The sequence below is a fragment of the Saccharospirillum alexandrii genome (assembly GCF_043641555.1).
In the GTDB taxonomy this organism is placed as follows: domain Bacteria; phylum Pseudomonadota; class Gammaproteobacteria; order Pseudomonadales; family Natronospirillaceae; genus Saccharospirillum; species Saccharospirillum alexandrii_A.
On the sequence record NZ_JBHZRJ010000003.1, the window covers coordinates 616742 to 637900 of the forward strand.

General features: G+C 59.4%; 10 protein-coding genes. 9 read left to right on the forward strand and 1 reads right to left on the reverse strand.

Going from position 1 to position 21159, the window contains the following annotated elements; all coding sequences use genetic code 11:
* Positions 1 to 165 precede the first annotated feature (165 nt).
* The 6 genes from der to ACHUE7_RS13070 are packed head-to-tail and all read left to right on the forward strand — an operon-like array spanning position 166 to position 7102.
* Positions 166 to 1572: a ribosome biogenesis GTPase Der gene (der, locus tag ACHUE7_RS13045; RefSeq protein ID WP_394170358.1), complete on the forward strand. Its 1407-nt coding sequence runs from the start codon at positions 166 to 168 to the stop codon at positions 1570 to 1572.
* A complete protein-coding gene (locus ACHUE7_RS13050) occupies positions 1529 to 2224 on the forward strand; it encodes a hypothetical protein (RefSeq protein ID WP_394170359.1) in 696 nt (231 codons plus the stop codon). Before der ends, ACHUE7_RS13050 begins: the two co-directional genes overlap by 44 nt.
* Entirely contained in the window at positions 2214 to 2780 is a 567-nt protein-coding gene (locus ACHUE7_RS13055; protein WP_394170360.1) for a gamma-glutamylcyclotransferase, read from the forward strand. The genes ACHUE7_RS13050 and ACHUE7_RS13055 overlap by 11 nt, the downstream gene beginning before the upstream one ends.
* A 28-nt stretch (positions 2781 to 2808) precedes the next feature.
* Positions 2809 to 3498 carry an ABC transporter ATP-binding protein gene (locus ACHUE7_RS13060; protein ID WP_394170361.1) on the forward strand — a complete coding sequence of 230 codons (690 nt, stop codon included), beginning with the start codon at positions 2809 to 2811 and terminating at the stop codon, positions 3496 to 3498.
* Positions 3495 to 5993: an FtsX-like permease family protein gene (locus tag ACHUE7_RS13065; RefSeq protein ID WP_394170362.1), complete on the forward strand. Its 2499-nt coding sequence runs from the start codon at positions 3495 to 3497 to the stop codon at positions 5991 to 5993. Before ACHUE7_RS13060 ends, ACHUE7_RS13065 begins: the two co-directional genes overlap by 4 nt.
* Positions 5993 to 7102 (forward strand): lipocalin-like domain-containing protein, encoded by a 1110-nt coding sequence (locus tag ACHUE7_RS13070; protein WP_394170363.1) that lies wholly within the window; start codon positions 5993 to 5995, stop codon positions 7100 to 7102. The genes ACHUE7_RS13065 and ACHUE7_RS13070 overlap by 1 nt, the downstream gene beginning before the upstream one ends.
* 280 nt (positions 7103 to 7382) lie before the next feature.
* On the opposite strand, the gene xseA is transcribed toward ACHUE7_RS13070, so the two are convergent.
* Complete coding sequence (xseA, locus tag ACHUE7_RS13075; RefSeq protein ID WP_394170364.1) at positions 7383 to 8708, reverse strand: exodeoxyribonuclease VII large subunit; 1326 nt, start codon at positions 8706 to 8708, stop codon at positions 7383 to 7385.
* 240 nt (positions 8709 to 8948) lie between these two features.
* On the opposite strand from xseA, the gene guaB reads away from it, so the two are divergent.
* The 3 genes from guaB to ACHUE7_RS13090 all read left to right on the forward strand — a co-directional run bounded on the left by guaB (position 8949) and on the right by ACHUE7_RS13090 (position 20925).
* Entirely contained in the window at positions 8949 to 10418 is a 1470-nt protein-coding gene (gene guaB, locus ACHUE7_RS13080) for an IMP dehydrogenase (RefSeq protein WP_394170365.1), read from the forward strand.
* A gap of 83 nt (positions 10419 to 10501) precedes the next feature.
* Positions 10502 to 12079 (forward strand): glutamine-hydrolyzing GMP synthase, encoded by a 1578-nt coding sequence (gene guaA, locus ACHUE7_RS13085; protein WP_394170366.1) that lies wholly within the window; start codon positions 10502 to 10504, stop codon positions 12077 to 12079.
* 320 nt (positions 12080 to 12399) lie between these two features.
* On the forward strand, positions 12400 to 20925 hold the full coding sequence (locus ACHUE7_RS13090) for a GH36-type glycosyl hydrolase domain-containing protein (protein ID WP_394170367.1): 8526 nt from the start codon (positions 12400 to 12402) through the stop codon (positions 20923 to 20925).
* The last annotated feature ends 234 nt before the right edge of the window (positions 20926 to 21159 follow it).

Below are 21159 nucleotides of genomic sequence, written 5' to 3' on the forward strand. Positions count from 1 at the left end.
ATGGGTTCACGCCGACCCCGGATAGGCACACCCGGTGCCTGACACGGACTCAAGGCACCAAGGCAAAACCGAACTCCGAAACGAGACTAAAATACAAACCGCGAGCCCCGTATCGGCCTCGCGGTTTCTTGCATTTTAAAGCCTGTAGAGGCACTGGAAGACATCATGATCCCTGTAATTGCCCTGGTCGGGCGACCCAATGTGGGTAAATCGACCCTGTTTAACCGCTTTACCCGTACCCGGGATGCCCTGGTGGCCGATTGGGCGGGCCTGACGCGTGACCGCAAATACGGTGACGGCAAGTTGGGCGAGCGCCCCTTTATCGTCATCGATACCGGCGGTATCAGTGGGTTTGAGCAGGGGTTGGACGCCAAGATGGCCGAGCAGAGTCTCGCTGCCATTGAAGAGGCGGATGTCGTTCTGTTTATTACCGATGCGCAGGCTGGCGTGACCGCTGCAGATAACCACATTGCCCAGCATTTGCGCAAAACCGGCAAGAAAACCGTGCTGGTGGTGAACAAGACCGATGGTCTGGATACCGATGTGGTGCTTGGGGATTTTCACGAGCTTGGCCTGTCGACCGACCCCTTGCCGATTGCTGCGGCGCATAACCGGGGCGTGCGTTCGCTGCTGGAGCTGGCCCTCGAAGACTTCCCGGAGCCAGAACCCATTGAGGGCGCTGAAGACGACGAGCACGACAACATTCGTCTGGCCATTGTCGGGCGGCCGAACGTGGGCAAGTCGACGCTGATCAACCGTATCATGGGTGAAGACCGGGTTGTGGTGTACGACCAGGCCGGCACCACCATGGACAGCATCTACATACCCTACGAGCGGGATGGCCAGGCCTATACCCTGATCGACACCGCCGGTATTCGTCGCCGTCGCAGTGTGTCTGAAGCCGTTGAAAAGTTTTCCATCGTCAAAACCCTGCAAGCCATTCAGGACGCCAACGTCGTTGTGCTGGTGCTGGATGCGCGGGACGGTCTGGTCGAGCAGGATATGCACATGCTCGGCTTTGTGCTGGAATCGGGCCGCGGCCTGGTGGTGGCCATCAATAAATGGGATGGCCTCAGCGAAGACGAGAAAAAGAAGATCAAGGAAAGCATCGACCGGCGCATGCCGTTTCTGGACTGGGCCGACATGCACTTTATTTCGGCGCTGCACGGCACCAACGTTGGCCATCTCTACAAATCGGTGGACCTGGCCTACCATTCGGCGCGGCGCAAGTGGAGCACCAACCAGCTGACCACCATCATGCAAGGGGTGATTGAGCTGCACCAGCCGCCGATGGTGCGCGGCCGGCGCATCAAGCCCCGCTATGCACACCAGGGTGGCTCGAACCCGCCGATTATCGTGATTCACGGTAACCAGTTGGGCGATTTGCCGGGCAGCTACAAGCGGTATCTGGAAAACGCCTTCCGCAAGGCGTTGAAAGTGCGCGGTACGCCGATCCGGTTTGAATTCAAGGTGGGCGAGAACCCCTACGCCAACAAGCCTTCCGGCTTTGGTCCCAAGGGTGGACGCGGTGGCAAGCAAACGACCAAGAAAACTCAGCGCGCTCGTCGCTAGCAGCCTGGCGCTGCTGAGTCTGGCGCCGGCGGCTCTGGCCGACGCGCCGGCTCAGCTGGAGCGCTGCTACGAGGAGCTTGCCGTGCTCAGCGAAACCCCGCTGCGCACGCTCGACCGCTATCCCCGCTACCTGTTACACCGGTATCAGACCTTGCCCGGCGCGGAAGCCTCTGCAGAGTTGGCAGTGTGTGAAACCCGGCTTTCAGCCCTGGTGACCGAAAACCGGCAATTGCACCCGGGGCTTTTGAACCAGCTGTGCAGTCAGTCGGAACGCGTGCCAAGAGACTACGCTGGCCTGCAAACCTACCTGATGGGCATTCCCTCCCTGCAGTGTGAAAGCCGCTGGTTCGATGCGCTTACACCGGCCCAGTGGCAGCAACTGCAACCGCAGCTGGCGCGCATAAACAACCTGGAACAAGAGTGCACCCGGGCGCTGGAAGCGCTGGACCGGGGCGGGCGGTTGCGCGAACAACTGGCTCAGACCACGGGCCGGCTAATCAGCCTGTCACGCCGGGTGTTTACCGCCCAATGGCGAACCACCCTGGCTGGCTTGCCGGATGATGTCGCCGCGGCACTGGTTGAAAGAGAGCAGCAACTCGACCAGTGTGAACAGGTGCTAACGGAACAACTGGCCGCCGCCCATGTCGAATGACACCATCGCCCTGAATCAGCAGAACACGCCGCTCGACCACCTCGACGATGTCTGGCTGTTCGGTTATGGCTCCTTGCTGTACAAAGTCGACTTTCCGTATCTGGAATGCCGGCCTGCGAGTATCCGTGGCTGGGCACGCCGGTTCTGGCAAGGTTCGCACGATCATCGTGGCACGCCGGAAGCGCCCGGCCGAGTGGTCACGCTGATTGAAGCACCCAATGCGGTTTGCCACGGTCTGGCCTATCGGGTGACGCCCGATACCTTTGCGCATTTGGACGTGCGTGAAAAAAATGGTTACCTGCGCTTCTTCACGCCCATGACGTTCAGCGATGGCCAGCAGACAGAAGGCCTGGTTTACGTGGCCAGCGACACCAATGCCGCCTTTCTGGGCCCGGCCTCGCTGACCGAAATGGCACGCCAGATCGCCCTCAGCCACGGGCCGTCCGGCGCCAATGCCGAGTACTTGCTAAAACTCGACGACGCACTGGCAGACCTGGGCGCCAGCGATGCCCATGTGGCCGAACTGGCCATCCAGGTCAGGCAACTGCTCGAATAACCCTGTTTATCGAATGCCGGTGAGGCCTATGCTCAGACTCAACCAGGTGGTCAAACACTTTGCCCAGCCCGATGGCGACGTCACAGTGCTCAGTGGCGCCAGTTTTCACCTGCCGGCCGGGCGCTCGGCCGCGTTACTGGGCGAAAGTGGCAGTGGCAAAAGCACCTTGTTGCATCTGGTCGCGGGGCTCGACACGCCCGATTCCGGTGAACTGGTGATCGACGGGCACAGCAGCCTGAGCATGAGGTCCGGCGACTGGAACTCGTTGCGACGCGACCGGCTCAGCCTCATATTTCAGCAATACCATCTGGTACCCACCCTGACGGTGCTCGATAACCTCCAACTGCAAGCCCGGCTAAGCCAGCGCCTTGACCCGGCGTTTCGTGATCACCTGATTGACCGGCTCGGCCTGGGTGACCTGACCCGGCGCCTGCCGCACCAGCTCTCCGGCGGTCAGCAACAGCGGGTTGCCATCGCCCGGGCGCTACTGCACCGGCCTGCCCTGGTGTTGGCGGATGAGCCCACCGGCAATCTCGATGAGGCCACCAGCGAACGGGTGATGGGCGTATTGGTCGAGCTGGTGCGTGAAACGGGCAGCAGCCTGCTGATGGTAACCCACAGTGCCCATATGGCCGGTTTTCTGGATGAACAATGGCGCCTGCAGCATGGCCAGTTACATCCATACCACGAACAGTACAGCCGGGAGTCAGCCCTGTGACCGGGGCACTGACCCGGCTGCTGCGTGTTCTGATCACCCTGCTGAGCCATCACCGCCGGCACCCGTTACAAACCCTGTTTCTGCTCACCGGGCTGGTAACCGGGGTTGCGCTCTGGTCAGCGGTTCAGGTTATCAATGCTCATGCTCGTGCCAGTTACGCCGAAGCCGATCAGGTACTGGGTGCTCAGGCCAGCCACTGGGTGCGGTCTGGCAGCGGAGAAGGGGTGTCGGTGGACGATTACGTGAACCTGCGCCGCCAGGGTTGGCGTTCGGTCTTCCCGATTCTGGAACAACGCCTCACCACCGCCGACCAGTCGGTCATTAATCTGATTGCGACCGACTTGCTGGCCTTGCCGGATGAACAGGCGGGTACGGCGACCGGGTTGCCGGCCGGTGGTTGGATGCAACTGGTTACTCCGCCTCATGAAGCCTGGTACCCGGAAGCTCTGGCTCAGCAACTGGGGCTGGAGGACGGTGACCGGCTGACCCTGAATTCGGGTAAAGCATTGCCACCGGCCCGGGTATTCAGCCGTGAACAGCAGGGCTTGCGAGTTTTTATGGACGTCGGTGCGGCGCTGACGCTGCTTGACCGGTCTCACCTCAGCTATCTGGTCGTGGCCGAGCTGCCCGGCGATGCCGCTGCTCGCCTCAGACAGGACCTGGCGGCTCTGAATCCGGATCTGAGACTGGTCGCCAACCAGCAACGGCTTGACCTGACCGAGCTTACCCAAAGCCTGCACACGCAACTGGCGGCAATGAGCTTGTTGTCGTTTGCGGTGGGGCTTTTTATCGTGTTTAACGCCGTGCGGTTTTCGCTGTCGGCGCGTCGGCATACGCTGACAACCTTGCGGGAACTGGGGGTCAGTCAGCGCTTGTTACTGGGTGCGATTGCCCTGGAAACCCTGGTAATGAGCGTTATCGGGACCTTGGGCGGGCTGGGGCTGGGGTATGGCTTGAGCCAGCTGTTGCTGCCGTCGGTCGCCGCGACGTTGCAAAACCTCTACGGTGCGGTGCTGGATTACACCCTGCTGGTACAACCGGTGACGGTGCTACAGGCCTGGCTGCTGACCTCGGCCGGCCTGGTGCTGGCACTGGCCTGGCCTCTATGGCGCCAGGCGCAGCGGTCGCTGCAGGATCAGCGCGACGAACCGTCGCAATGGCAGCAGGATGAGCGAGCCCGTGGCCGACTGGCGCTGGGCAGTCTGGTACTGGCCTTGCTCGCCCTGGGGCTCTATTTTCAGCTCACTTCCATCGCCATGGGTTTTACCGTGCTGGCGCTGATTCTGTTTGCCGGGGCGGGCCTATTGCCCTGGACGGTTGCGTTGATCTTGCGAGGGGTGCAACGTGCTTTGCCGGACTCAGCCTGGCGCTTGAATTGGGCTTGCGGCGAGGGGCTGGCGCAACTGGGCACACTGCGCACGGCGCTGATGGCGTTGTTGCTGGCGCTGACCGCCAACTTCGGGGTCGACTCTCTGGTCGACTCTTTTCGCACCTCGCTCAGTGATTGGCTGCAACAGCGCCTGGCCGCCGATCTGTTTGTGCAAAGCGACACCCTCGATATCGATGCCTTGCTGGCCAGCCCCGGCGACTGGCTGGTCGAATCACATCGCCGTAATGGTCTGACCGTGCGCTGGCAAAACCGGCCGACCCAGATTCGCGGCCTGAACACCGATACCTCCGATACCCGGGCATTGCCGCTGGCCGCTGAAACAGACCGGTCACCGGCCTGGTTCGACGGCGACCCGGGCGTTGTGCTGGCCAATGAACAGGTGCGCTATTTGGCCGGCATTGACCTGGGTGAAACAGTGCAGATACCGGTGGGGCAGCAAACCGTCGCTTTTGAAGTGGTAGGGTTCTATCACGATTATGGTAACCCGGGGTACCAGTTTTATTTGCCGTACCAGCGTGTCGCCGAGCTTTGGCCGAACGCCGGTGAGCAGGGTCTGGGGCTCTGGCTGAGTGACCAGAACGATGCCCTGACCAGCGCCGAAGCGGCCCTGGTGGCGGCCGGCGCCCGACCCGGTGACTGGACCCGGCGTGAGGATGTACTGGCCATTTCCTTGCGCGTGTTCGACCGCACCTTCGCCATGACCGCTGCCATTAATGCCCTGACCTTTACCGTGGCCGGCATCGCGCTGCTGGCCTCGCTGCTGGCCATTCACCAGCAACGCCTGCCCAGTTACGCCCACTGGCGCAGCATGGGGGTGCGCAACCGGGAGTGGCTGCTGATCGCCGGGCTGCCACTGGGCATTGGGCTGCTGGTCACCTGGCTACTGTCGATTCCGCTGGGCACCCTGCTGGCCGGTTTGCTGATCTACGATCTCAATGTACTGAGTTTCGGCTGGACCATGCCGCTGATCTGGCGATTCGAACCGGCCCGGTCGTTGTTCTGGCTGACGTTACTGGTGGCCGGCTTTACCTTTGTGATCAGCGCCGTGCAAGCACGGCTGAGGTTACCGCAGGCTCTGAAACACCTGGGAGAGGATGCCGCCTGATGGGATTATTGCGATTAACCGTGATTGTGGCACTGTTCAGTGTCGCCGCTCTGGTCACGGCTGAAAGCCGGGAGACAGACCCCAGTGCAGCCCTGGATATCATGCGTGCCAGCGGCGCAGGCTACCAGACCGCTCAGCCCGGTCAGCCCATCCGATTTCCCGAAGATCACCTGGCACACCCGGATTACCGCATTGAATGGTGGTACCTGACCGCCAACCTGACCGATGCCGAGGGCCGCCCCTACGGCGTGCACTGGACCCTGTTCCGCACCGCACTGCGGCCCGGCAGTGAACCTGAAGGCTGGATCAGCAACCAGATGTGGATGGCTCATTCGGCGATACACACACCCAATGGTCATGACTACGAAGAGCGTTTTGCCCGCGGTGGCATAGGGCAGGCAGGCGTTGGCATGACTGATGAAGGACGCTTTGATGCCTGGCTGGATGACTGGCAATTGCTGGGCACAAGCGACTCGCCCGTTCCGGGCAGTCTGACCACCACGGTCAACGATGTCACGCTGGCATTGAACTGGCAGGCGGATCAGCCCTGGGTGTTGCATGGCGATAACGGCTTCAGCCAGAAATCCGGTCAGGGGCAGGGCAGTTACTACTACAGTCAGCCGCGATTGCAGATTACCGGCCAGGTAACGATCGATGGCTCTTCAGTGCCAGTGTCCGGCGAAGGCTGGCTCGACCGTGAGTGGAGCTCACAGCCGCTGGCATCGGACCAGTTGGGCTGGGACTGGTTTTCGCTGCAGTTTGACGATGGTGCATCGCTGATGGCGTTTCACCTGCGTCAGGAAAACGCCGGGCCCTATGTCCGAGGCACCTGGATTGATGCTGACGGTCAATCGCGGACGCTTGAAGAAGGTGAGCTGGTGATTGAGCCGCTTGAGTGGAGTGAGGTGGTTGTGGCCCAGGGCGAAGACGCCCGAAAATCCCTGCCATTGGTCTGGCGAATTGAATTGCCCGGTCAGGAAGCCCGCTGGACAGTCCGGGCGCGCCAAGCCGATAGCTGGCTGGCGACGCTGGTGCCGTATTGGGAAGGCCCGGTTAGGGTTGAAGGCAGTTCTGGCGGGGTTGGGTATCTGGAGATGACTGGGTATTAGGAGTTCCAGTTTTGGAGTTCGGTTCGCTTCAAAGGCGTTGGTCCGCACCGGATACCGGGTGTGCCTCTGTGGGGTCGGGCGGAGTGCCGCCCACTTAATCCATCCATGGAGCCTAGGCCGCATGATATGAATCCCCTCCCTGGGATTCACCCTTCGGGCTCGCTGCGCTCATGCTAAAACGCTCCCGGCGTTTTAGTCCCTGCTGCGGACTACCCCACAGAGGCACACCCGGCACCCGGTGCTAGTCTCTTGAGCGAGCTCCGAAACTGGAGTTAGTTGCCTATTCCACCCGACTGGTCAAGGTACCATCACGCAACAGGGTCGTGATTCGATCTCCAGCCCTGGTCTGACTGGCCTGTTGAATAACCTTGCCATCTTCCGCCCGGGTAATGCTGTAGCCGCGCTCCAGAGTACTCAGAGGCGAGAGCGTGTTTAGCTGGCCAGCCAGAGTGGCCAGTTGCTGCCGACGCGGTTTCAACTGTTCAAGGCCGAGCCGTTGCAACCGTTGCCTCCACTGGCCCAGTCTCTGTTGATCGGCTTTCAACTGCGTCAGCGGGCTGGCCCGGTGCAGACGTTTCTCCAGAGACTCGAAGCGTTGGCTGCGCAGTTTTTGCTGGTTTTGTAAGGCGTGAACCAGGCGTCGCTCGCGGTCGTCGAGCCGTTGCTGCCATTCGCGCAGCAGGGTACCCGGGTCGCGCAGGCGCTGGCGCAAATGTGACAGTCGTTGCTGAGCATGCTGGCTGATGGTCAGCCAGCGTCGTACCAGTTGGTCGCGCCGGTGGCTGATTTGGCCATACAGGTCGGCCTGGTCCGGGCTGACCAGTTCGGCCGCCTGCGACGGGGTCGCCGCCCGCACGTCGGCCACAAAATCACTGATCGACACATCCACTTCATGGCCAACGGCCGAGACAATGGGCAGGCGTGAAGCAAACACAGCCCGGGCCACACCCTCGTCGTTAAAACTCCACAAATCTTCGAGCGAACCACCGCCACGGCCCACAATTAGAACGTCGACCTGGTTCAGCCGGTTGGCGGTTTCGATCGCGCTGATGATCTGCCCGGGGGCGTCGGCACCCTGTACCTGAACCGGGTAAAGAATCACGCTGATCGCCGGAAAGCGACGTTTCAACACGGTCAGAATGTCATGCAGGGCTGCCCCGGTGCGGGAGGTGACAATGCCGACGCGGTGAATGACCGCTGGCAGTGGTTGCTTGTACTCGGGCGCAAACAGACCCTCACGTTCCAGTTTCTCTTTCAGCTTGAAAAAGGCCGCCTGCAGGGCGCCTTCCCCCTCCGGCTGAATGCTGGAAACGATGATCTGGTAGTCGCCGCGGCCCTCATAGAGGCTCAGTTTGCCACGCAGCAGCACCTGGTCGCCTTCTTTGGGCTTGTATGCCGAGCGTGCCAGAACCGACTTGAACAGGGCGCAGCGGATCTGGGCGCCCTGATCTTTCAGCGTGAAGTACATATGGCCCGATGCCGGGCGGGAAACATTGGACAGTTCACCGGTGACCGGAATCGCCGGGTATTGGGTTTCCAGCAGGAATTTTACCTGGCGGTTAAGCTGACTGACGGACAGTGGGGCGTTTGGCTCGGCAAGGCTCATGAACAATGGAATCCGAAGGCGGGTCTTACCAGACAAAACTACCCTCTGACAGGGCGTGAACAGGCAGGGCAGGCCGGAAAGAACCCGGTGCATTTACCGCGACCGCATTAAGGTACGGTATATAAGCGCGTTATTTAACCACAAAACTTTGTTTGCAGGCAAAACTGGTTATAATGCCGCCGCAACTCGGACCTGATGCTAGTCAGGTCGTTTCCCACACACCCCGGAGGGAAGTCCACCATGTTGCGTATTGCCGAAACCGCCCTAACCTTTGACGACGTCTTGCTTGTACCCGGTTATTCCGAAGTACTGCCCAAAGATGTAACGCTGAAAACCCAGTTTACCCGCAACATCAGTCTGAACATCCCCCTGGTCTCGTCGGCAATGGATACCGTTACCGAAGCCCGTCTGGCCATTGCTATGGCGCAGGAAGGTGGCATTGGCATCATTCACAAGGCGATGACCATTGAGAAGCAGGCGCAGCAGGTGCGGCTGACCAAAAAGTTTGAAGCCGGCGTGGTCCGCGACCCCATCACCATTGAGAAATCCGCCAGCGTGCGTGAGCTGCTGGCTCTCACCCGTGAAAACAACATTTCCGGCGTCCCGGTGATGGAAGGCGATGATCTGGTCGGCATTGTCACCAGCCGGGATGTCCGGTTCGAAAAAAACCTGGATGCCCGTATTGAAACCGTCATGACTGGCCGCGAGCAGCTGGTGACGGTTAAGGAGGGTGTCAGCCCCCAGGAAGTGCGCGACCTGCTGCACGAATACCGCATCGAGAAAGTACTGGTGGTCGATGACGATTTCCGGTTGCGCGGCCTGATGACGGTAAAAGACATCAATAAAGCCGAAGCCTACCCGAATGCCTGCAAAGATACCGATGGTCGCCTGCGTGTGGGCGCTGCCGTTGGCACCGGGCCAGAAACGCCGGATCGGGTCGATGCCCTGGTGCGTGCGGGTGTTGACGTCATTGTTGTCGACACCGCTCACGGTCATTCCAAAGGCGTGATTGACCGGGTTCGCTGGGTTAAGGAAAATTATCCGCAAGTCGACGTTATTGGCGGTAATATCGCGACAGCGGAAGCGGCACTGGCACTGGCTGAAGCTGGCGCCGATGGCGTTAAAGTGGGCATCGGCCCCGGTTCTATCTGTACCACCCGTATCGTTGCGGGTGTTGGTGTGCCGCAAGTATCTGCCGTTGCCAATGTGTCTGCTGTGTTGCGTGATAAAGGCATCCCGGTCATCGCCGATGGCGGTATCCGGTTTTCCGGTGACCTGGCCAAGGCGATTGTCGCCGGTGCCTCGGTCATCATGGCTGGCAGCATGTTCGCCGGTACCGATGAATCTCCGGGTGAGGTGGAGCTGTTCCAGGGCCGTGCCTATAAAAGCTATCGCGGTATGGGGTCAATTGGCGCCATGGGTCAGACCCAGGGGTCCAGTGACCGCTATTTTCAGACCGTTGAAAGCGGCGTTGAAAAGCTGGTTCCCGAGGGTATTGAGGGTCGTATCGCCGTAAAAGGCCCGTTGCACGCCGTTGTGCATCAACTGATGGGCGGTCTTCGTGCATCCATGGGCTATACCGGCTGTCGTACCATCGAAGAGATGCGCACCAAACCGGAGTTCGTGCAGATCACCGGGGCGGGCATCAAGGAATCTCACGTACACGACGTGCAGATCACCAAAGAAGCTCCGAACTACCGGGTCAGCTAAGCCCGAATCACGAGCGGCCCGCGGGCCGCTTTGTTGTTTACTACGTATCAAACCTCATTCAGAACAACCAGCCGGAACCCGCCATGAGCCACCTCGACATTCATGCCCAGAACATCCTCATTCTCGATTTCGGATCCCAGTACACCCAGTTGATCGGTCGCCGTGTGCGTGAGATCGGTGTGTATTGCGAAATCCGTCCTTACGACATAACGGACGCAGAAATCCGCGAGTTCAACCCAAACGGCATCATCCTCTCTGGCGGCCCGGAATCGGTTCACGCCAAAGATTCGCCGCGCGCGCCGCAAGCCGTGTTTGAACTGGGAGTACCGGTGCTGGGTATCTGCTATGGCATGCAGACCATGGCCGAGCAGCTGGGCGGCTCGGTGATCGGCTCCAAAGAACAGGAGTTCGGCTACGCCGAAGTCCAGATCGATACCGCTTCGAGGCTGCTTGACGGTTTGAGTGACAAAACCTCAAACGATCTGAATTTTCTGGATGTATGGATGAGCCATGGCGACAAAGTCAGCGCCATGCCCGACGGCTTCTCGCTGATGGCCTCGACGCCAAGCTGCCCCATTGCCGGCATGGCCGACGATGAGCGCCGCTTCTACGGGGTTCAATTTCACCCTGAAGTGACCCACACCCTAAAAGGCCTGGACATTCTGGAGCGTTTTGTTCGCACACTCTGTGGCCTGGATGCCTTATGGACGCCAGCCAACATCATCGACGATCTGGTCGACAAGGTGCGCGACCAGGTGGGTAGCCAGCATGTGTTACTTGGCCTCTCTGGCGGTGTGGACTCTTCCGTTGTAGCCGCTCTTTTGCACAAAGCCATTGGCGATCAGCTGACCTGTGTGTTTGTTGATAATGGTTTGTTGCGCAAACAGGAAGGTGATCAGGTTATGGCCACCTTCGCTCGTGAGATGGGCGTCAAAGTCATTCGGGTTAATGCCGAAGAGCGGTTTCTGAATGCGCTGAAAGGCGAAGCCGATCCGGAGAAAAAACGCAAAATTATCGGCCATCAGTTTATTGAAGTGTTCGATGAAGAAGCGTCAAAAATCCACAATGTCGCCTTCCTGGCCCAGGGCACGATCTACCCGGACGTCATCGAATCGGCCGCTTCAAAAACCGGCAAGGCGCATGTTATTAAATCCCACCACAACGTGGGTGGCTTGCCGGACGACATGGCGCTGAAACTGGTCGAACCGCTGCGCGAACTGTTCAAGGACGAAGTGCGCAAAATCGGTCTCGAACTCGGCCTGCATTACGACATGGTCTACCGCCACCCCTTCCCGGGCCCGGGCCTGGGCGTGCGTATTCTTGGCGAAGTAAAGAAAGAATACGCCGACCTGCTGCGCGAAGCCGACGCGATTTTCATTGAAGAGCTGCACCGTGCCGACTGGTACCATAAAACCTCCCAGGCCTTCGCCGTGTTTCTGCCGGTTAAGTCAGTGGGCGTCGTCGGTGATGGTCGTCGTTACGAGTGGGTGATCGCCGTGCGCGCCGTTGAAACCATCGACTTCATGACCGCACGCTGGGCGCATCTGCCGTATGAAATGATGGAGCGGGTCAGTAACCGTATTATCAATGAGATATCCGGTGTATCCCGGGTAGTCTATGATATTTCTGGCAAGCCACCAGCGACGATTGAATGGGAGTGACCGTCAGAGGCGCATAAGCCTCTGTTCGTAACCGCACAGACCCTTACACCCTGCAGAAATAAACTTAAGCCTGGCAACACCAACGACCAGTGCCACGGCGACTGGATGATCTGCAGGACCCCTTAAGTCTGTTTTGTTGCTGCTGCGTTGGGAAATGGTTTTCTCTCGATGCCCTCAACCTTATGGATGTTTTGGCCGACGTCGATGCACCTTTGTGCGCGATCAGGCTTGGTAAGGGTTGGTAGGGAGTATTAACCATTAAAGCCTCTATTTTTTCGGCTCTAACCGGGAATGGGCTGCGCCAGGATCGTGAAACCAAATTGCTGCGCGCAGAACTGTTCAGCATCGAGCAGCTCAAGCGTCACGCGGGTAATCTGGCAGCGCAGCACCAGATTGACCCGACCCCCGGGGCAGACAAGCTGCTGCCTCGCCTGGCCGATAACGAACGCGTTCTGCTGGCCGCTTATGACGTTGTTACCACTGTAGCGACACCAGGCCAGAGCGTTCGGCCAACGGAAGCCTGGCTGCTCGACAACTTCTATCTGATAGAGCAGCAAATCAACCTGGCACGACGGCATCTGCCGCGCGGTTACAGCCGGCAGTTGCCGCGTCTGGCCAACGGTCCCTCAACCGGTTTTCCTCGTATTTACGATCTGGCATTGGCGCTGATTTCCCATATGGATGGTCGGGTCGATCGCGATAACGTCACTCAATTAATCGCCGCCTATCAGGAAGTTGAACCGCTGCGGTTGGGTGAGCTCTGGGCCTTTCCCATCATGTTACAACTGGCGCTGCTCGAGAACCTGCGCCGGGTTGGTGTGCGAATCGCGCAACGACGCGAAGAACGAGATACCGCCATTAACTGGGCCGACCGGATGTTGGCAGCCGTTGAAACTGACCCGAAGCAGTTGATTCAACTGCTGGCCGAGTTTGCCCATGCCGATGTTCCGCTCACAGCGCCCTTTGTGGAGGAGTTTTATGAACGGCTGCAGGCTCAGGGGCCGGCTATGGCGTTTGTGCAAACCTGGGTTGAACAAAAGCTGCTTGAACAGGGTGTGACGGCCACCAAACTCTCGGAAGCCGCGGGCCGAACCGATGCGGACAATCAGATATCCATTGCCAACAGCATCGGCAGTTTGCGGTTCATCAGTGCCATGGACTGGAAGCTCTGTGTCGAATCGCTCAGTGACGTGGAAAAAATCCTGTGCGAAGACCCGTCCGGCATGCACGCCTTGCAGGATTTCTCGACCCGTGACCGTTACCGCCATGTCATCGAAGACGTGGCGCGAGGCAGCGGTCGCGCCGAAAGTAAGGTGGCTCGAAAAGCCATTGGGCTCGCCCAGGTGGCGGCGGTGCAGCTTGGCCGGGATGCACGCAGTGCCCATGTTGGTTACTACCTGATCGACCGGGGACTGCCGGAACTTGAGTGTGCCGTCGGCTGTCAGTTGAGTTGGCGAACCCGTCTGAAACGAATGGGGCGGGGCGTGCGCCTGCCGCTGTATCTCGGAGCCATAACGTTGCTGACGTTGCTCACAACCCTTGTTGTGTTTTCCCTGGCAGAGGGTGCCTTGTTCAGCCTGTGGCAGGGAGTGTTCTTTCTGCTGACGGCCATGCTGGCTGCGTCAGCGTTGGCGGTGGCGCTGGTGAATCGGGCCATTACGCTGGTACTGCCACCGCGTGTATTGCCCAGACTCGATTTTTCAAAAGGTATCCCCGATGAACACCGAACCATGGTGGTGGTGCCTACGATGTTGGGCAGTCAGCAGGAGATCGATCATCTGGTCGAAGCGCTCGAGATTCGTTACCTCGGTAACCGGGACCCGAATCTGACGTTTGCGCTACTGACGGATTTTCACGATGCTGGCGAACAAACGCAGCCGGAAGACGCCGCATTGCTGGCGCAGGTACGTGCTGCAATCGACGCACTGAATACAACTTACCATGATGATCAACCCTGTCTGTTTTATCTGTTTCACCGGCCACGGCAATGGAATGCGTATGAACAGGTGTGGATGGGTTATGAACGCAAACGAGGCAAACTGGAGCAATTCAATGCCCGGCTTCGGGGTGAGGCGATGGATGCCTTTTCGGACATCATTGGCGATCAGTCCCTGCTGGCATCGGTCCGGTACGTCATTACGCTGGATACCGACACACAATTGCCGCGAGATGCAGCGCGCACCCTCATTGGCAATCTGGCGCATCCACTGAATCGGCCGGTGTATGAGGCGGCCGCCGGAAGGGTTGTGGAAGGCTATGCGATTCTGCAACCCCGAGCTTCGATCAGCCTGGTCAGTGCCGGCCAGTCCGGGTTTAGCCGTTTGTTCGCCGGTGAAGCGGGGCTCGACCCCTACACGCGCGAAGTCTCCGACGTGTATCAGGATGTCTTCGGTGAAGGCTCCTTTGTGGGCAAGGGCATCTACGACGTTGACGCTTTTCGCCGTGCTCTGGACGGGCGCTTTCCGGAAAACCTTGTCCTCAGTCACGATCTGCTCGAAAGCGGCTATGCCCGTTCGGCGCTGGTGACCGACGTTAACCTGATTGAAGACCAACCGGCCAGCATGAGCAATGAAGCCAGCCGGCGCCATCGCTGGGTTCGGGGTGACTGGCAACTGGCAGGGTGGCTGTTGCCAAGTGTTCCCGGGCCGGCGGGTGTCGCGCGCGGTGGATCGACCCGGCAGCCGAACCCGTTGTCGGCACTGTCGATATGGAAAATATTCGATAACCTGAGGCGCAGTCTGGTAACGCCAGCGCTACTTGGCTTGCTGCTGGGTGGCTGGCTGGTTGGGGCAGGCTCGGCCTGGGTGTGGACGCTGTTGGTGCTGACGGTGTTGTTTGTGCCGGCCTGGCTGTCATCGCTGATCGAACTGATTCGCAAACCCGGAGAATTCAATTGGCTTTTGCATGTGAAACGGGTTGGCAGATCTGCGTTTAAACCCTGCGTGCTGGCTCTGTTAACGCTGGCCTTTTTGCCTTACGACTCGCGAATTCTGCTCGGGGCAATCTGGCACTCGGGCCTGCGCATGACGCTGGGTCGACGTGGCCTGTTGTTATGGCATCTGCCGGGTTATGTCCGGCGCAATGCCTGTTCTACGCCGGGTGAGTTCTATCGGGAAATGTGGGTGGCTCCGGTGCTGGCAGTAGGGCTGGTTCTGGCTCTGGCGGTGACCGGCAGCGAACCGGCTGTGTGGCTGGTTGCAACGCCGATCCTGTTGCTGTGGCTGCTGTCACCCGTCGCTGGCTGGTGGCTTAGCCGGCCACTTGAGATTGCCCGCCCCGGGTTGAGCGGCGAGCAGCAATTATTTCTGCGCAAAGCGGCCCGACGCACCTGGCGCTATTTCGCAGACTTTGTCGGCCCGGACGATAACTGGCTGCCACCCGATAACTTTCAGGCCTACCCCGCACCGGCTATTGCCTCGCGCACGTCGCCCACCAATATGGGTATGTCGCTGCTGGCCGATCTGGCAGCGGTTGATTTTGGTTATCAGACCGTCGGTGAGTGCCTGACGCGCCTCGACCATACGCTGACCGCCATGGAAAAGCTGGAACGCTATCACGGCCATTTCTTCAACTGGTACGACACTCACACGCTGCAACCGCTTCACCCGCATTATGTCTCTTCGGTAGACAGCGGCAACCTGGCCGGCAGCCTGCTCACCTTGCAGGCTGGGCTGGCCGAGATGAAACACCAGCCTGTGTTTGCTCACACGGCCTGGCAAGGTTTGTACGACACTTTGGCGGTGCTGGCAGAGCAACCACCGGCGAGCGGGGCGGTAAACCTGCTGGCCCTGCAAGACTTGCTGAGTGGTCTGGTTGAAGCCGGGCCACTGAAAACGGTGACGGAGGTCACCCGTGCACTGGCGCAGTTCGACCGTGTTGGTTCGCTGTCTGGTCAACCGGCAAACCCGCTGGGCTCTGAGGATAAACAGGGCTACTGGGCCAGCGACTTTGAGCGGCAATTGCGAGCCGTTCGGGTCGAGCTTGAGGGGTTACTGCCCGATGGATGGCAGGGCAGCGGGCTGCCGAGTCGGTTCGATCTGGCCGGTGCCGGAGAGGCAGGTGCACAATCGCACATCGACCGCATCGATGACCTGAGGCACCGTTGCACGCTGCTCGCCGCGATGGAATTTGACTTTTTATACGATACCAGCAGCGGACTGCTGACCATTGGTTTTGATCTCAGTGAACGGCGTCGCGATTTGGCCTGTTATGACTTGTTGGCGTCGGAAGCGCGTCTGGCCAGTTTTCTGCTCATTGCGCAGGGGCAGTTACCGCAGAAACACTGGTTCGCGCTGGGCCGTTTGCTGACCAGTCATGGTGGCGATGTCAGCCTGATCTCCTGGAGCGGCTCGATGTTCGAGTACCTGATGCCGCAACTGCTTATGCCAAGCTACCCCAATACCTTGCTGGAGCAAACCTGCAAGGCGGCGGTGTCGCGTCAAATAGAATATGGCCGGCAACGCGACGTGCCCTGGGGGATTTCCGAATCCTGCTACAACGCCACCGACCTGAATCATGTGTATCAGTACCGGGCCTTTGGTGTGCCCGGTCTCGGTTTCAAACGCGGGCTGGGGGACGATCTGGTGATTGCGCCTTATGCCAGTGCGTTGGCGCTCACGGTGGCGCCACAAGCTGCCTGCCGCAACTTGCACGTTCTGGCGGCAGAAGGCTTTCTCGACGACTACGGTTTTTTTGAAGCGATCGACTATACGCCCTCGCGCGTGCCACGGGGCAAACCCTTCGCCATCGTGCAGTCCTTCATGGCGCATCATCAGGGCATGAGCTTGCTGGCCTTTGCGCATGTGCTGTTAGACCAGCCCATGCAGCGCCGCTTTTTATCTGACCCACTGGTCCGGGCAACCGACTTGTTGCTGCAGGAGCGGGTGCCAAAGCAGGGGAATACTCTTTACCCCCATGCGGCAGAAGTAACTGCTGCAGCCAACCCGCCGGATGCCGATATCGGGTCGATAATGCGTGTGTTTGCTGACCCGGATACTCGATTCCCGGAAGTTCATTTACTGTCGAACGGGCGCTATCACGTTATGGTCAGCCATGCCGGTGGCAGCACGAGTCGCTGGGGTGACCTGGCCGTGACTCGCTGGCGTGAAGATGCCACCTGCGATAACTGGGGCACCTTTATTTATCTGCGTGACCGGGACAGTGGCGACTACTGGTCTGCGGCGCATCAGCCAACGTTGCGTCCGGCCGATCACTACGAAGCGATTTTTGTGCAGGCACGTGCGGAATACCGCCGGCGTGACCACGCCATCGACACGCACACCGAACTCTGTGTGTCGCCGGAAGACGACGTTGAAATTCGCCGCGTCACCCTGACCAATCAGTCATCGCGTCGCCGCCGCATTGAAATGACCAGTTTTGCCGAAGTGGTACTGGCACCGCTGAACGCCGACATGGCCCACCGCAGCTTTAGCAATCTGTTTGTGCACACTGAAATTCTGCCCGGTGAACTGGCCATTCTCTGTACCCGGCGCCCGCGCACACCCGGCGAGCATCCCCCCTGGATGTTTCACCTGCTTGCTGCTCCGGGACTGGCGCTGAGCGAGCCCTCCTGCGAGACCGACCGGGTTCGCTTTATTGGTCGCGGAGGCAGTGTAGCCAATCCGACGGTTCTCAATGGCCAGAACGAATCGTCGGCGTTGTCGAACACCCAGGGTGCGGTGCTCGACCCTTGCGTAGCCATTCGCGCCCTGTTGACGTTATCGCCGGATGAATCTTCGAGCGTGCAAATCATTTCCGGCGTAGCTGCCACGCGCGAAGCGGCGCTGGCGTTGATTGAAAAATACGGCGACCGTCACTTTGTTGAGCGCGCGTTCGAGATGGCCTGGTTCCAGTGCCAGGAGGTGCTGAGGCATCTCAATGCAACCGAAGCCGATGCCCAGGCGTTTGGTCGTCTGGCCAGTTCGGTAATTTACAGCAATGCCATGCGTCGGGCGGCCCCGGGGGTTATCGCCCGGAATCAGTTGCGGCAGTCGGGGCTGTGGCGCTTTGCGATCTCCGGAGATCTGCCCATCGTGTTGTTGCTTATCGGTGATGTCGGTCGTATCGACCTGGTCAAGCAGGTGTTGCAGGCGCACGCTTATTGGCGCATGAACGGCCTGACCGTTGACCTGGTGATCGTCAACGAAGGGTTCTCCGGCTACAGGGCGGAGTTACAGGATCTGATCGTCGGGCTGATCAATGCAGGCCCTGAAACCCAGGTTATCGACAAACCAGGCGGCGTTTTTGTGCGACGTGCCGAAGAGCTTTCAGAAGATGAGCGGGTGCTGCTGCAAACTGTTTCCCGCCTGGTATTCAGTGACACGACCGAGACGCTGATTGAACAAGTCGATCGTCGTATGTCGAGCGATCGGCCCTCGGACTTGCTGGTACCGGTGCGACAGGGAGGTACCGAACCGGCCTTTCCACTGGCGTCGCGCGAACGCCTGTTCTGCAATGGGTTGGGAGGGTTCACGCTGGATGGCCGCGAGTACGTTATCACCCTGGAACCCGGGGAGACCACGCCCATGCCCTGGGCTAATGTCATCGCCAGTCCGCACATTGGTACGGTCATCAGTGAGAGTGGCAGCGGCTATACCTGGGTGGGTAATGCGCACGAATTCCGTCTGACGCCCTGGCATAACGATCCGGTGACGGACAACAGTGGCGAGGCAATGTACATTCGTGACGAAGACACCGGCGAATTCTGGTCACCGACGCCATTGCCTGCCCGTGGTCAATCCGGTTATGTCTGCCGACACGGTTTCGGTTACAGCGTATTTGAACATCGGCAATCCGACATCGTTTCCCAGATGACCACCTATGTGGCCATGGACGCACCAGTCAAGTGTGTAGTAGTAACATTGCAAAACAGGTCGAGACGCACGCGCCGTTTATCACTCACGGCATACTGGGAGCTGGTGCTAGGTGAATTACGCGATGGCAACCTGATGCACATCGTCACCGATATTGATCTGCATACGGGCGCGTTGTTCGCCCACAACACCTACGGTCGTGAAAGTGGTGGCCGGGTCGTCTTTGCGCAGACCAGTGCGCGCGACAGATCAGTCAGTGGTAACCGAACCGAGTTTATTGGCCGAAACGGCTCGCTCGTCAACCCAGCGGCAATGCGCCGGAAAAAGCTGTCGGGGACCACCGGTGCCAGTCTCGATCCGTGCGCGGCACTCCAGTCGCCCATCGAACTTGAACCAGGCGAAGAGCGCGATATTGTCTTCGTGTTTGGCGCGGCAGCCGACGCCAACGAGGCGCGACATCTGGTGCAGCAATTCGGTGGTCGGGCAGGCGCCCGCCAGGCACTGGAATCGGTGTGGGAATACTGGAACCACACCCTGGCAGCCGTCCGTGTCGAGACACCAGACCCGGCACTGAACGTCATGGCGAACGGCTGGCTGGTCTACCAGACATTGTCTTGTCGTCTGTGGGGGCGCAGTGGTTATTACCAGTCTGGCGGTGCATACGGGTTTCGCGATCAGTTGCAGGATACGATGGCGCTGATTCACGCCACGCCCTGGCTTGCGCGTGAACAATTGCTCCGGCATGCCAGTCGCCAGTTTTTGAAGGGCGATGTGCAACACTGGTGGCACCCGCCGGGCGGACAGGGCGTACGCACGCATTTTTCCGATGACTACCTGTGGCTGCCCTATGCAACCTGTCGCTACGTCAGGGCGACCGGGGATGCCGGCGTGCTTGACGAGTCCGTGCATTTTCTGGAGGGACGCGAGCTGTGCGCCGAAGAAGAGGCCTATTACGATCAACCGCAACAATCATCGGAAGCGACCAGCCTTTATGACCATTGCGTGCGAGCACTGAAACACGGGTTACGTTTTGGTGCCCATCACTTGCCGCTGATCGGCTGTGGTGACTGGAACGATGGCATGAACCTGATTGGCAAGGAAGGTCGGGGAGAAAGCGTCTGGCTGGCCTGGTTTCTGGTTGAAAATCTCGAATTGTTTGCCGGCCTCGCAAAAGACCGTCATGACCTCGAATTTGCCGGCTTATGCAATGACGAGGCGACAAAACTGCGCGATAACATAGAAGTGCGGGCCTGGGATGGCGCCTGGTACCGGCGTGCCTATTTCGACGATGGCACGCCACTGGGGTCAGCCGGTAACGATGAATGCCAGATCGATTCGATCAGCCAGAGTTGGGCGGTCATCTCGAAAGGGGGCGACACCAAACGCGCGCACCAGGCAATGATGGCGGTCGACCAGCGCCTGGTGCGACGCGACAAGCAGATCATTCAGTTGCTCGACCCGCCCTTTGATACGTCGGATCTGGAGCCGGGTTACATCAAGGGGTACATTCCCGGCGTGCGCGAGAACGGTGGCCAATACACCCACGCCGCCATCTGGAGCACCATGGCTTTTGCCATGCTGGGTGACAGCGAACGTGCCTGGGAATATTTTGCCATGCTCAACCCGGTTAACCATGGCAGCACACCCGAAGCCATCGAACGTTATAAAGTCGAGCCCTACGTTATGTGTGCCGATGTGTATGGTGAAGCACCCCACATCGGCCGCGGTGGCTGGACCTGGTATACCGGTGCCGCTGGCTGGATGTACCGGCTGACCGTGGAAACGTTGCTCGGCGTGCAGCGCGAGGCCGACTACCTGCGCTTCAAACCCTGTGTACCAGCAGACTGGACTAGCTACAGCATACATTACCGATTTGGTGACACTCATTACCACATTACCCTCAGAAGAACCGGTTCACAGTCGAATCAGGTGACCCGTGTAACGGCGGATGGTGCCGACTGCATTGGTCTGCGAGTTCAGCTCACCGACGATCATCTGGACCATAGTGTTGAGGTGGCGTTTGGTGAAGGCTGATGAAAGGCTGTCTTGCCTTGAATCAGCAGCAGGTGGTCATCGAACTGTAAAAAGATAGCTAGAACCGGGCAATTCGAATGGTTATTGAGTGCTGGCTAGAAGTGTCCGTTCGAGCGCAGCACGCCTGCAGCCTGAGGCTGCGAGGGTTGGGTTGAGCCCGATTGCCAGTTTGATTCTTGGCCGCCCTTATCTGCTTGGTTCACTGCTCCCCCTGGGTGCGTCAACGAACCGACC

Bases quoted from the DNA above. Each gene is read 5' to 3' on its own strand.
- der (WP_394170358.1), top strand. From the start codon at position 166: ATGATCCCTGTAATTGCCCTGGTCGGGCGACCCAATGTGGGTAAATCG.
- ACHUE7_RS13055 (WP_394170360.1), top strand. From the start codon at position 2,214: ATGTCGAATGACACCATCGCCCTGAATCAGCAGAACACGCCGCTCGAC.
- ACHUE7_RS13060 (WP_394170361.1), top strand. From the start codon at position 2,809: ATGCTCAGACTCAACCAGGTGGTCAAACACTTTGCCCAGCCCGATGGC.
- ACHUE7_RS13070 (WP_394170363.1), top strand. From the start codon at position 5,993: ATGGGATTATTGCGATTAACCGTGATTGTGGCACTGTTCAGTGTCGCC.
- xseA (WP_394170364.1), bottom strand. From the start codon at position 8,708: ATGAGCCTTGCCGAGCCAAACGCCCCACTGTCCGTCAGTCAGCTTAAC.
- guaB (WP_394170365.1), top strand. From the start codon at position 8,949: ATGTTGCGTATTGCCGAAACCGCCCTAACCTTTGACGACGTCTTGCTT.
- guaA (WP_394170366.1), top strand. From the start codon at position 10,502: ATGAGCCACCTCGACATTCATGCCCAGAACATCCTCATTCTCGATTTC.